Below are 12,424 nucleotides of genomic sequence, written 5' to 3' on the forward strand. Positions count from 1 at the left end.
AGCAACAATTCCCTGGTTGGTCCGTCGCCGGACCTGCCGGGCTAACGGTATTTTTTCTTAGCTTTTTGCTGACGGACTTTTTCCCGCTCGGCTTTTTCAGCAGCTCTGACGGCTTCCTCTAACTTAGCATTGTGCAATTCCTCTGTCACCATGTCTGGCGTTTCCAGACTGACAGGGCCAAACAGACCGGCTCGAAGTTCAGTAATTAAAATTGATCCGGCTTTTTGTAAATCAACCACACCGCCTTTACGCATACAACCACGGCGTTCGCCCAAGGCATCCAGCAAGGCGACGTCATTTTCTGGCTGCTCTTTTAGCTGATAACGCGCCATTACTTGTTGTGGGTAGGCTTTGAGTAAATAATCTGCGGCAAAAATAGCGATATCAGCGTAATCAAAGGCTGTGTCTTTAATGGCACCTGTCACGGCTAAACGATAACCACAGCTGGCTGGGCTCAGCTTTGGCCATAAAAAGCCCGGCGTGTCGGTTAAAATCACATTATTGTCTAAACGAATACGTTGCTGAATTTTGGTCACGCCTGCTTCGTTGCCGGTTTTGGCGATAGTGCGGCCAGCTAATGTATTGATGATGGTTGATTTTCCTACGTTAGGAATACCCATAATCATGGCGCGGGCGCCCCGTATATCTAAATTCCGATCTGGCAGCATCTGGTTGCAAAGCTGTAACAAAGCCTTGATTTGTTCAGGGTTTTGCTGACTAATAGGAATGGCTTTAATGCCTTTTTCCTGTTCAAAGCGTTCAACCCATAAAGCGGTAACCGCAGGGTCTGCTAAGTCAGCTTTGTTCAGTACTTTAATTACCGGAGTGTCACCGCGTAGCTCTGGCACCAAAGGGTTTTCACTGGAAAAAGGAATGCGGGCGTCCAGCATTTCGATAATGATATCGACCTGTGGCATTACCTCGGCAATTTCTTTACGGGCCTTGTGCATATGGCCTGGGAACCAGTTTATCGACATAAAAACTCTCTTGGGTTAGCCGCATCGCGGTTGGAACAGGAAACAATTCAATATTTTACGCTGTTATCAGGAGGTGCAGGAACTTTTTTCCGGCTTAAACCTCCGATTAGCAGCTTTTAACGCAGAAGAATCTCGTATTGCACAAATTGGAGTCACAGGGAATGATGAAGTTGAAGTATCTCGTTGCTTTAGTTGCCACAGTAGTTTGGAGCGCTGAACCATTAATGGCTTCGGAGTTTAAGCAAGTTCAGGTGCAGCTGGAACATCCGGCTAATGGCGATAGCTTATTTATTCCCGACGCCAAAGCTTTGTTGCAATCTGGTCATTCTTCCGACAGTCGCTGGCTCAGTTGGGTCGACTTAACCACAAACAGCGCAAAACAGGTTCCCATTCCAACACAGGCGCAGTTTTTTAATAAAGCTCAGGTGAAAGGCCTGCCGAATGAGCAACTGGTGGTATTGGGGACTGAAGGCATCAGTGTCTTTAACTCACAAGACAGCAGCTGGCGGCGTTTGCTGAATACTGAATCTTTGTATCGCACTGTGGATGGCAAACGATTGCTGAAACTGGACTTTGTTTATGATTTTAATAACGATGGTTTATCCGACTTTATAGTGCCGGACTTTAATGCTCATCATGTCTATCTGCAGCAACAGGATGGTAGTTTTAGTAAATTCTCTTTGGCGGTAGATGCTCAAGCCCGTATTTTTAATAAAGACCCGGATTATACCGGGCGGGAAGCCCGTTTTCTGGATTGGAATGCGGATGGCCGCACTGACATCGCTTTTGCAATAGACGATAGCCTGCTGTTGTATCTGCAAACTGAAACTGGCTTTTCTACAGAGGCTCAGACTGTAGAGCTGGGGCTTGGCTTAACACCTGACGCTTTAGCTGAAGTGCGGGGTGGTGATGGCCGCAGCTTTAAAGGTTTATCTATCAACAGATTGTATGATGTGAAAGATTTAAATAACGATACTATCGCCGACCTGATAGTGCGCCAGGAGCAATTTGCCGATGCAGTGGAGCAAAGCTATAGCTACCGTATCCATTATGGTAAAACTACAGAAGGCCGTCTGCAGTTTAATGTCAAGCCCGATGCGCTGATCAACACCAAAGGTATTCAATCCGAACCTGTATTTACCGACTTAAACAACGATAAAAGGCTGGATTTCTTCACGCCTGCTGCTGAATTTGGTATTGGTACTTTAGTGCGGGCTTTGTTAGCAGGCACTGCCAACATGGAGCTGCAATTTTTCCCGCAACTACAAAGTGGCAAATTCCCGGATAAACCTGTGTATCGGCAAGATGCCACAGCTCAGGTCAGTATTGGCAATGCACAGGTCAATTTACCTGTACTAAAGGCTCTGGTATCAGAGCAGGCTCCGGCTTTGCTGTTGATAGGGGATGAAGACCATCTGAAGCTGTATCAAAGCGCCAAAGAAAAATTATTCAGCAGTAAAAGTATCAGATTAAAACAGGCGATACCTCTGAACGGAATGCTGGCGTCCACAGCCGATTTGGATCAGAACGGCAAAATGGATTTAATTTTGCCTTTTACCCATTTAGATCCGGAAGCGGTGCGCAACCAGCTGCATTTTATTTTGCAGCAATAAGCAGAGCTGGTTCCAAATTAAGATCCTGAGGTGAAGCCATTAGCAATGTTCCTTTTTTATGCTAGGCTGATTTCTTTATAGAATAAAAAGAATAACTTAGCTATGAGCCTTTGCCTGTTTTCTTTGATCTCCAAAGTGGAACATTTGCCGCAGATGCAGCAGGAATTGCAACTGCTGGCGCAGCAACACTGGTGTTCCCATGTCAATAAAACTGACTATCAGGGGGGTGGGATGTGTTGGCGTTACGCTGTGCGGCCAAACATCAGCATTCCCACGCCATTTTGCAAAGTTTTGCTATTGAAGATAGCGAAGAGTGGCAGGACTTACCTTTGCTGGATCAGGCGCCCAGCCTGAAAAACCTCCTGCAGCAATTGCCTCTGTCGATCAAATCTGTGCGCTTAATGCGCTTAGACTCTGGTGCTTTGATTAAACCTCACCGCGATCATGGTTTGTGTCTGGAACGTGGCGAAGCCCGTCTGCATCTGCCGCTACAAACTAATCCTGAATTGAGGTTTTATGTCGCAGACCAGCTGGTACCTATGCAAGAAGGTGAGCTGTGGTATATCAATGCCGACCAACCGCATTGGGTCGAAAATAAAGGCGCTCTGGCCAGAATTAATCTGGTGATTGACTGTGAAGCCAACGATTGGTTAAAGGAGCAGGTGTATGCCCGATCAGCTGGGTAATCCGACAAAATTTGGCCGCACAGAACTGGCGCTTTATGCCGGAGCTTTGCTGCAGTGCAGTTCAACAGGCCAGGCTAAGCAGCTCATTGATCCTGTTTTGCATGCGCTATGTCAGCAGATTGAACTCGACTTACATCCTGCTATTTTTATTGATTCCGGCGCTACTGTCACGGCTTATGGCAAAGCTGTATCCCCGACTACTGCAGCACAATGCGCTGAAGACCCGGACAGGGGCCGTGTTTTTATTCAGGGCTTGCATCAGGCCATTCTGGACCAGTTACAGCAGATACCAGACCAACCAGTGCAGCTGCTGTATGCGGGCACAGGCCCATTGGGTTGGCTGGTTTTGCCTTTATTAGCTGTATTTGATGCCAGTCAGTTGCAAGTCACGGCTTTGGATATTCATCCGCAGTCTTTACAGAGTTTTAAAGCACTGACAGAGCACTTTGGCCTGTCAGACAGAATCACGGATTGGGTTTGTGTAGACGCTACCTTATGGCAACCCGAACCTAAACCAGCCTTTGATCTGATTGTATCTGAGACCATGAAACATTTGCTGCAGCAGGAACCTCAAGTGCAGATTTTCAGCCATTTACAGCAATTTCTTACTGCTAAAGGTCAGTTGATCCCGCAACAAATTAAACTGGATGCCTGGGTGGAATGGCGGGAGCAGGGGCGGCAACAACAGCATTACTTAGGGCCTTTATTTACGCTGGACAAGCAACTTTCCACTGCACTGGCTGCAGGAGATCTATCCGCATTTTCCGGTCAGTGGTCGTTACCAGAGTTTGAACCTGGTCCTGTGGATCTTAAACTCACCACTGATATTCAGGTGTATGAAACATACTGGCTGCGGGAACATCAGTCGCAACTGACAATGCCACGCTATAAATCCGGGCTGATGTTGGCTTCGGGCTCTGTTGTGCAGTTTCAGTATCAGCAGGGTATTTATCCGGATTTTGAGTTTCAGTACCAACAGCAGTGGCCTGAACTGGTCAGCAGTGAGGATATAAGCTGTGCTGGTGTATTTCACGCTAAACGACTCTGGCAAAAAACACAGCTGAAAAAGCGCAGACAAGCTGATGCGGAGTTCCCGGACGAGTGGTTACTGGATAAGGCGGTGCTTGATCTCTGTGGTGTAGGGCTGGAGCCAGGTATTCAGGCTTTGCATAGCTGTAGCAGGCTGAGCGACTTTGTTGCTTTCTTGCAGCCTTATGTGTCGGATTTGTCGGTAAGAACCAGGATAAACCAGCAACTCAAATCCTTAAGTCAAAGCAACACTCAGACGGAATTACCGCAAGTGTTAACCGAAGCTCAGCTGGAGTTCTGGCAGACTCAGGGGTATCTGGTGATCCCTGCTGTATTGAGCAAAGAGCAATGCCAACTAAGTTGTGATGTCATTTGGCAGTATCTGCAGGCCGACCCGGCACAACCGGACAGCTGGTATCAAAGCACAGATAAAATGCAAAAAATCATGCTGCAGCTGTTCCGTCACCCTGTGCTCGATGCCAACAGGCAACAGCCATTGATACGCAAGGTGTATGAACAATTATGGCAACGTACGGATTTAGTGATGACCACAGACAGGGTCAGTTTTAATCCACCTGAAACTAAAAGCTGGCGTTTCCCAGGGCCTGATTTGCACTGGGATGTTGAACTGATAGCCCCTGTGCCTTTTGCGACTCAGGGGCTGGTGTATTTAACAGACACCACAGAGCAACAAGGTGCTTTTTGTTGTGTGCCGGGTTTTCATCTGAAGATTGATCACTGGATTAACAGCCAAAACAAAGACCCGATTGAACTGCAGCAGCAAAACTGGGCAGACTGGCCTGTCAAAGCCATAGCGGCCAAAGCGGGTGATTTAATTATCTGGCATCAGGCCCTGCCTCATGGAGCCAGCCGCAATACTGCTGAATGGCCTCGGATGGTGCACTACATCAATATGTATCCTTTGGTGGATTGATGCAAAAAGTCAGTTTGTATCACTCCTTATTGCATGATGCCAGCAGGCTGAAGGCTTTATGGCAACTGGAAGGGCTGGATGAGTTTGTCGCCTTGATGCGGCAGTATTTAGACTGGCCTGAACTTAACTTTGAGCAATTACAGCGTTTTTTAGCAGAGCAGAACCAGCAGCCATTTTGTCCTGAACTGGCGTCTTTTAGCTTATGCTGGCAACCTTATGGGTATCAGGCTCAGCGTAAAATTGTGCGTTGGGCTCCGGCTTTCCTGAAACCTTCTTTGCCTTTTTTTGAAGAAGATATAGCTTTGAGTCGTCAGAGTTTGCTGGCGCAGCTGATCCAACCTTTTAGTGAGCTTGAACAGTTAATACCCCAACGCCTGACAGTACCTGCAGTGCGGCCTGCCATGCTGATTTTTCACTGGTCCAGATGTGGCTCCACTTTGGTTTCCGGCAGTTTTGCCTTACAGCAAAAGGTTAAAGTGCTATCCGAGTCTATGTTGGCGAGCGATCTGTTGAATGACCCCTATTGGGCCGGGCAACAGCCAGAGTTGCTGGATTTGGTGTTACGTTTGCAAGGGCGTTTACGCCACCATGAGCAGCAGTTGGTGATTAAATGCAATGCCTGGGATCTGCAACATTGGCCTGTCTGGTTAAACTTGTATCCGAAAGCCGGGGTGTTGTGTTTAATCCGCCAACCCGAAGCTGTGCTGGCGTCTCACCATCATCTGGCGGGCCGTCATATGGTCAGACAACAACCTGCACTCTGGCAAGAGTCTGATCAATCAGCCTCTTTGCTGGACTATAGAATTCAGGTGATACAGCGCATGGCTATTCTGATGAATGCATTGCGGCAACAACGTGACTGTACAGTGCTGAGTTATGAGCAGTTAAAAGACAGCACACCACGGCAATTAGCCCGGATTGCCGGATTGGAGCTAACGGATGCAGAGCAAAAGCTGTGGCAGGATTTCCGGCACTTTGATGCAAAACAGCAGGGCGTACCTTTTCAATCCACTAAAAAATCAGCAGAAGAGCTTTTTAGTCCGGCAGAGTTAGAGCTGATCCGTTCAGAGCTACAACCTTTGTATCAGCTGTTATTGGCAAAAGGCGATTGATAACCCAACTGTGTTGCCAACGCAGAAATTTCCTGCAGTTGACTTAAATGAGGATACCCAGCAGAGGTTTGCACTAAACCCAGACCAAACTGATCCACTTTATCCAAAACTGGCCAGAACTCAGGGGCTGAACAGCACAAAAACGCTGCCAGTTGTTGCTTACTTTGCTCTGAAAACAGCTGACTAAAACTCAGACTAAGCCAGTCCTGCTTAGGCCATTGCTGCTGATAGTTCAGTGCCTGCCATTGCACTTCCGCCCAATACCAGAGATTTTTTTCCGCAGGGTTCAGCAGGGGCCATAACTCTTTGTATTTATGCAGCAGAGCTTGTTCAGCCCCCGGCAAATAAAGATTCTTGATGGGTAAATGTGGCAAAAATGGCGGCACAAAGGCATTCAGTTTTAGTAACGAAGCCACAGTATCCAGCGGGCCTCTGTGAATATGGATCACTCTGACAGGACAATCGAGTTGTTGTCTAAACCAGTTCAGATGCCGCCAGCACGGAAAACCTGTTTCGATATAGCTTTTGCCACCCTCCAGTTGCTGTCTGATAAAGGTCAGATGCTTTTCCAGTATCTCAGTATTAGCCAGCAGGGGGTTTTGCACTGTATTCAGATCAGGCCGGTAGCCAAAATGCAGAGGTTCATGCTGCACCACAAAATCTTCACCCCAGTGCTGTAAAGTTTCGGTCAGCCATTGGGTGCCACAACGTCCGGTGGACAATACAAAATAAGCGGTCACAGACATTTCCTTTTGATTGATGCATTAGACTGGTGCTGCGCCAGTGTCCGAAAGCAATACATTGGGTTCTGGTAAACAGGAACATGCTTGGGTATGCTGAAGTAAAATATAAGATAAAACAAGGCACTTCTATTATGCAAAAACTTAACCTGCCTGATGGGTTGTCGGTCCGGCCAGCGTCGGGCAACGACAAGCTATTTTTAGAATCACTGTATCAGTCGACCCGCGAAGACTTGCTGGTGCTGGATGCCTCTGAAGATCAAAAAGCTGAACTCATTGAAATGCAATTCAGAGCTCAAACTCAGGGCTACGGCAATGCCTATCCTAATGCCATGTATTTCGTCATTGAAAAGCATCAGGAATCTATTGGTAAAGCCACCATAGATTTTGGTCATAATGAAGTACATCTGATTGATTTAGCATTAATCCCTGCAGCCAGAGGCAAAGGCTTGGGGGCGGCTGTGATCCAGGCTTTCCAGCAAGCCGCTGCTATGATTGCAGCCCCTATGACCTTGTCGGTGTTGCAGAACAATGTACAGGCCAGGGTCTTGTATCAGAAACTGGGGTTTGTCACCGACGAAATTCAGCTGCCTTATGAACGGATGATCTGGTATCCGCCGGCATTACGCGCTATCCATGTTTGAGTTTTTACTCCATTTTACAAGGGAACAAAAAATTCAACTTATTAAAAAATATAGATTTTTACTGGCTTTTATTCATTTGCTTTTCTAAGCTGTTTCGGTGCTGCATTAGGGTCATAGTATTTGGGAACTTTGATGGAAAAATTTAACTTCGAAACTTTAGTGAATTTGGTTGAACAGTCTATTCAGTTAAAAGATGGCAGTAATAACGTTGTTGAGCTGAAGGTAGAAAAAGTTTCATTACCCAAGGTGCCGGATCCGGATTACGACGCTTTTTCAGTTGATCTGATCAGTGACAAAGCGGTGCATTGCCCTAGCGGCAGTTATTTATTTAGTCATGAAACTTTTGGTGAAGTGCAGCTTTTTATGTCGCCTTATGCGGCAGACAAATACCAGATAGTGGTCGCACGCAAAAAATGATACTGCGCTCAGGTGAGCCGGGCTTTGCACCTGATTTGATAGTGTCTCCAACAAAAAAAGGAGAGCAATAGTTATGTCACAACCCTATATAGGTGAAGTCAGAATGTTCGCCATAACCTATGCCCCACGGCATTGGGCGGACTGTGCAGGCCAAATTATGGCCATCAATCAGAATCAGGCATTGTTTTCGTTACTTGGAACAACTTTTGGTGGCAATGGCTCTACCACCTTTGCATTACCAGACTATCGCGGTCGTACTCCTGTTGGCACAGGCAATGGTTATGTTTCGGGTCAGGTCGCAGGTGTTGAAAACGTCACTTTATTGCCGACACAAATCCCCCAGCATAATCACATGTTCAGTGCGCAAAATACTACAGGCACTGCAAGCAATCCTAGTCCTCCGGCTGGGCCGAATATCTGTGCTGTGCCTGATTTAGGTTATTATTATGTGGCACCGGATGCAAATCTGGCTTTGTTAGCTGCAGATGCTATTGCACCGGCGGGCTCTACAACTCCGCATTCCAACCTTCAACCCAGCCTGGTATTGCGTTTTGCAATAGCTTTGCAGGGCATATTCCCATCCCGTAACTAAGGAGATCTCAACATGTCTGCAGCTTATATGGGTGAAATTCGGGTGTTTGCCGGAACTTTTGCACCACAAAACTGGGCTTTGTGTAACGGACAAAGTTTAGCTATTTCACAAAATGACGCGCTTTATGCATTACTTGGTACCACTTATGGCGGGGATGGAGTAAATACCTTTAATTTACCGGACGCCCGGGGCAGAGTGCCTGTAGGTCAGGGCAATGGCCCTGGGTTAACCTCTCGTGTTCTGGGACAGGTTTATGGCACTGAAACTGTTACTTTAACATCGGCAACTATGCCTGCGCACAGTCATGCAGTGCAGGTTTCTAATACGACGGCTACTTTAACTACACCCTCAGGCCAAATGATAGGTATGGCTCCCCATTATATTGCGCCGGGCACCATAGCCAACCGCACCGACTCTTTATTGGCTTCTGCGGTCAGTAGTGTGGGAGGAGGCCAGCCACACGACAATATGATGCCGTTTTTATGCCTGAATTTTATTTTATGCCTGCAAGGCATTTTCCCTTCACGTAACTAAGGAGAATTTTTATGTCTGATGCTTATGTGGGGGAAATACGACAGTTCCCTTATTCATTTGCTCCTTATCAGTATGCTTACTGTGCAGGACAACTGATCCCTATTCAGCAAAACACCGCTTTGTTTTCTATATTGGGCGTGAATTATGGTGGCAATGGTACTACGAACTTCGGATTACCCAATTTACAGGGTAATGCGTTGATGCAACAAGGTTCTGGACCAGGCTTAACACCCAGAGATTTAGGTGAAACAGGTGGCAGTGCCAGCGTCACTTTATTAATCACTGAACTACCGAATCACAACCACCTGATGACAGTAAAAATGGCTGGAGTACCTGGTGTTACTGATGCGGCTGCTGGTGGTTATCTGAGTATTTCCAAACAAGCGAGTGGCGCTCTGCAACAGGCATACAGCAGTGTAGCCAATACTTTAGTTACTTTAGCTCCAACTATGCTGGGAGTGACAGGTGGCGGCTTACCTCATGAAAACCGTCAGCCTTTTCTTGCTATCCCATTTTGTATTGCTTTGTATGGTGTTTTTCCACCGCGCAACTAAAACGGTGTTACGCTAAACAAGGGCCTGATATTCAGGTCCTTTTTTTGAGTTAACACTTAAACCCTAAAAAACTTCATACTGGAGAAAAGATAAATGTGCATCAGGGGTTTATCGTGATCAATAAGCTATGCGCTGTGGTATGGATGTTCTGCAGTGCAACAGTATCAGCTGGTTTGTCTGTGCCTTTAGCCGAGCCGGAACAGAAACTGATTTTGCAGTTTGAACAGAAGATTGAGACGGGTCAAAGCGAAACTCTGGCTTTGTTATTGCCGATACAGCAGCAAGTGAAAGTGGCGAGCCGGTTGATTCTGCTGACGAAGAGAAAACTTGCACTAACAGATTTGCCTGGCGGTTATAAAACGGCCATTACTGCACTGGATTTACTGCATCAGTATCAGGGAAAATTTATCTATCAACTGAGCTTAACGAATTTAGCCAGTACGTTGCAGCTTTATAAAGAGTTACAGCAGCACCCGGCATTATTTTATTTGCAGCCAGATTTATTGCCACTCAGGCCTCAACAAACGAAACCCCAATCTTTGCACAATACCTTGTATATCAACGCTGATACTTTTTCGGTCGCAGACTACTTAGCTCTGGATAAGTTATGGTTGCACACTAAAGGTGGCGGTACAAAAGTGGCTGTGATTGATACCGGAGTTTCGTTAAATTTGCCGGCCTTACAGCAGGTGAAACTGAAACACAGTTGGGATATTGATCTGAATATTCCTGGTGCTGTGCCAGAGCCCAGGCAAAAACATGGTAATAAAGTAGCTGGTCTGATATGGCCGCGGCCCGATTTACTGCACAATGTGTCGAAATTTTCGACAGGGCATGCTTGGGGTATAGCTCCTGATGCTGAATTAATAGCACTGAAGCTACAAAGACCCTGGACTTCAAACCTGTTAAAGGCACTGGTTACATCAGAGTTGCAGCAAGCCGATCTGATCAATATAAGTTGGTTATTGCCTTGGGTAGCGACACCTGTACGTGATTATTTACGTTATTTAGTGAGTGCTTCTAATAGTGGTAAAGGCATTATGGTAGTGGTAGCCGCAGATCCACAGTTTCGGCCTAATCAGGGGCTTGCCGCTATGCCTGAACTACTGGTTGTCAGTGCCACCGACCATCGTGGAACTTTGGCTGACAGCAGCTGGGATGCCACTGTGGATATAGCAGCCGCCAGTTATATGCTGACCATTAGCCAATTGCCTGGTCGCAAGTACGAGATGTTTGCTAAGACATCCTCTTCTGCGGCTTTGGTTTCAGGATGGCTGGCTTTGATACGATCTTTAAGGCCGGATTTGACTGTAGCCGAATTGCAGCTATTGTTAGCTGAAACCGGAACTAGGGTTAAACAACAACTGCCACAGGGGCAGAGTTTTTATTATAAGGTGCTTAATGCACCCAAAGTTGTTTCTGAACTAACAAAAAATTGATGTAAGTTGTTGATGTAAAGAGGATATGGAGTGTCAGTATTACAAACTGCAGTAGGGCGTGAAGTAGATGCCCCTAATGAATTACCTACAGAGAACTATGATTTTTCATCCTCTGCCACACCGTCATTTTTGCAATTCCTGCAACTTTTTCACATTTCTATTGCAGTTACTTCATATGATTGCCAGAGATTAATTGTATTACGGCAAAAAAATGATAATATCGATACTTTGTTGGTGCCGGCTGCCAGACCCAGAGGCTTAGCTATTAAAGACAATAAGCTAACGATAGCGGCCTATACCGAAATTATTAATTATTACCGATATGACCAACTATCCGCGGAAATGGCAAATAAAATTGATTTGCAGTCGGATGCTTTGTTTGTGCCTCGTAACAGTCATATCACCGGGGAAATTAATGCCCATGATATTGCCTGGGGTGACGGTGGTTTATGGCTGGTCAACAGCAGATTCAGTTGTATTTGTACTTTACAGCCAGATTTAAGTTTTAAACCTCGCTGGTGGCCGATGTTTTTAAATGGGCCAACAGGAGATGGTGCTGCTCATTTAAATTGCATGGCGATGTTGGACGGTAAACCTGCTTATGCCACCTGTTTTGGGCCTTTTGCTGAAGGGCGAAACTGGCGTGATGAAACGAGTCTGGATACCGGCTTACTGATTGACGTGCAAAACAATCAGGTTGTGATGGAAGGCTTGTGTATGCCGCATTCACCTAAGGTGTATGAAGGCAAAGTTTATGTATGTAATTCAGGTTATGGCACAGTGATGTGTTATGACCCTGTAACAAAAACCGCTGAAACTTTGCTGGAAGTGCAAGGTTTTACGCGGGCTTTAACTTTTTACCAGCATTATATGATTGTGTGCTGCTCTAAATTTCGAGTCAGTGAGAGAGCTGCTCCTTTACCTGTGGCACTGAAGTATCAGGATTCGCATGCTGGAATTTATATAGTGGATATGACGGACTTATCTATTGTGGCTTATTGCCGTTTTGACGGAGATGTCAGTCAGTTATACGACGTAGCTGTGATTGAACAATCGGTACAGCCTGAGATTTTGGGGTTACAGGACCCCAGAACAACAGAGTTGTTTATATATTAAAAGCGAAGGTTTGCGCGGACAGGGTGCAAAGGAGTTA

Annotated in this window: 13 protein-coding genes; 11 read left to right on the forward strand and 2 right to left on the reverse strand. The window is 46.3% G+C overall.

What is annotated here, in order from left to right; genetic code table 11:
- Window positions 1-41: 41 nt before the first annotated feature.
- Window positions 42-977 carry a ribosome biogenesis GTPase YlqF gene (ylqF, locus tag OM978_RS01515; RefSeq protein WP_264344931.1) on the reverse strand — a complete coding sequence of 312 codons (936 nt, stop codon included), beginning with the start codon at window positions 975-977 and terminating at the stop codon, window positions 42-44.
- 161 nt (window positions 978-1,138) lie between these two features.
- On the opposite strand from ylqF, the gene OM978_RS01520 reads away from it, so the two are divergent.
- From OM978_RS01520 to OM978_RS01535, 4 genes are all read left to right on the forward strand, one after another.
- Window positions 1,139-2,590, forward strand: coding sequence for an FG-GAP repeat domain-containing protein (locus OM978_RS01520; RefSeq protein WP_264344933.1), 1,452 nt, complete (start codon window positions 1,139-1,141; stop codon window positions 2,588-2,590).
- A 233-nt stretch (window positions 2,591-2,823) separates the two neighbouring features.
- Entirely contained in the window at window positions 2,824-3,276 is a 453-nt protein-coding gene (locus tag OM978_RS01525) for an aspartyl/asparaginyl beta-hydroxylase domain-containing protein (protein ID WP_264344935.1), read from the forward strand.
- Complete coding sequence (locus OM978_RS01530) at window positions 3,257-5,239, forward strand: phytanoyl-CoA dioxygenase family protein (RefSeq protein WP_264344937.1); 1,983 nt, start codon at window positions 3,257-3,259, stop codon at window positions 5,237-5,239. Before OM978_RS01525 ends, OM978_RS01530 begins: the two co-directional genes overlap by 20 nt.
- Window positions 5,239-6,351 (forward strand): hypothetical protein, encoded by a 1,113-nt coding sequence (locus tag OM978_RS01535; protein WP_264344939.1) that lies wholly within the window; start codon window positions 5,239-5,241, stop codon window positions 6,349-6,351. Before OM978_RS01530 ends, OM978_RS01535 begins: the two co-directional genes overlap by 1 nt.
- Here the strand turns inward: OM978_RS01535 and OM978_RS01540 are convergent.
- The gene (locus OM978_RS01540) at window positions 6,324-7,091 is read right to left on the reverse strand and encodes a hypothetical protein (RefSeq protein WP_264344941.1); all 768 of its coding nucleotides are present in this window, start codon (window positions 7,089-7,091) and stop codon (window positions 6,324-6,326) included. The genes OM978_RS01535 and OM978_RS01540 overlap by 28 nt on opposite strands.
- A 134-nt stretch (window positions 7,092-7,225) precedes the next feature.
- On the opposite strand from OM978_RS01540, the gene OM978_RS01545 reads away from it, so the two are divergent.
- From OM978_RS01545 to OM978_RS01575, 7 genes are all read left to right on the forward strand, one after another.
- Window positions 7,226-7,735: a GNAT family N-acetyltransferase gene (locus tag OM978_RS01545; RefSeq protein WP_264344943.1), complete on the forward strand. Its 510-nt coding sequence runs from the start codon at window positions 7,226-7,228 to the stop codon at window positions 7,733-7,735.
- A 132-nt stretch (window positions 7,736-7,867) separates the two neighbouring features.
- Window positions 7,868-8,152 carry a DUF6916 family protein gene (locus OM978_RS01550; protein WP_264344945.1) on the forward strand — a complete coding sequence of 95 codons (285 nt, stop codon included), beginning with the start codon at window positions 7,868-7,870 and terminating at the stop codon, window positions 8,150-8,152.
- Between the two features lie 73 nt (window positions 8,153-8,225).
- Entirely contained in the window at window positions 8,226-8,744 is a 519-nt protein-coding gene (locus OM978_RS01555) for a phage tail protein (RefSeq protein ID WP_264344947.1), read from the forward strand.
- 12 nt (window positions 8,745-8,756) lie between these two features.
- On the forward strand, window positions 8,757-9,278 hold the full coding sequence (locus tag OM978_RS01560; RefSeq protein WP_264344949.1) for a phage tail protein: 522 nt from the start codon (window positions 8,757-8,759) through the stop codon (window positions 9,276-9,278).
- An 11-nt stretch (window positions 9,279-9,289) separates the two neighbouring features.
- On the forward strand, window positions 9,290-9,832 hold the full coding sequence (locus OM978_RS01565) for a phage tail protein (protein WP_264344951.1): 543 nt from the start codon (window positions 9,290-9,292) through the stop codon (window positions 9,830-9,832).
- A 113-nt stretch (window positions 9,833-9,945) separates the two neighbouring features.
- Complete coding sequence (locus tag OM978_RS01570) at window positions 9,946-11,271, forward strand: S8/S53 family peptidase (RefSeq protein WP_264344953.1); 1,326 nt, start codon at window positions 9,946-9,948, stop codon at window positions 11,269-11,271.
- A 30-nt stretch (window positions 11,272-11,301) separates the two neighbouring features.
- The gene (locus tag OM978_RS01575; RefSeq protein WP_264344955.1) at window positions 11,302-12,387 is read left to right on the forward strand and encodes a TIGR03032 family protein; all 1,086 of its coding nucleotides are present in this window, start codon (window positions 11,302-11,304) and stop codon (window positions 12,385-12,387) included.
- The last annotated feature ends 37 nt before the right edge of the window (window positions 12,388-12,424 follow it).

Origin of the sequence: Rheinheimera sp. MM224 (genome assembly GCF_947090785.1) — a bacterium.
In the GTDB taxonomy this organism is placed as follows: Bacteria; Pseudomonadota; Gammaproteobacteria; order Enterobacterales; family Alteromonadaceae; genus Pararheinheimera.

What these genes read in the sequence shown, in the direction of transcription:
- ylqF (WP_264344931.1), bottom strand. Translation starts at nt 977, where the DNA reads ATGTCGATAAACTGGTTCCCAGGCCATATGCACAAGGCCCGTAAAGAA.
- OM978_RS01520 (WP_264344933.1), top strand. Translation starts at nt 1,139, where the DNA reads ATGATGAAGTTGAAGTATCTCGTTGCTTTAGTTGCCACAGTAGTTTGG.
- OM978_RS01530 (WP_264344937.1), top strand. Translation starts at nt 3,257, where the DNA reads ATGCCCGATCAGCTGGGTAATCCGACAAAATTTGGCCGCACAGAACTG.
- OM978_RS01535 (WP_264344939.1), top strand. Translation starts at nt 5,239, where the DNA reads ATGCAAAAAGTCAGTTTGTATCACTCCTTATTGCATGATGCCAGCAGG.
- OM978_RS01545 (WP_264344943.1), top strand. Translation starts at nt 7,226, where the DNA reads ATGCAAAAACTTAACCTGCCTGATGGGTTGTCGGTCCGGCCAGCGTCG.
- OM978_RS01550 (WP_264344945.1), top strand. Translation starts at nt 7,868, where the DNA reads ATGGAAAAATTTAACTTCGAAACTTTAGTGAATTTGGTTGAACAGTCT.
- OM978_RS01555 (WP_264344947.1), top strand. Translation starts at nt 8,226, where the DNA reads ATGTCACAACCCTATATAGGTGAAGTCAGAATGTTCGCCATAACCTAT.
- OM978_RS01560 (WP_264344949.1), top strand. Translation starts at nt 8,757, where the DNA reads ATGTCTGCAGCTTATATGGGTGAAATTCGGGTGTTTGCCGGAACTTTT.
- OM978_RS01565 (WP_264344951.1), top strand. Translation starts at nt 9,290, where the DNA reads ATGTCTGATGCTTATGTGGGGGAAATACGACAGTTCCCTTATTCATTT.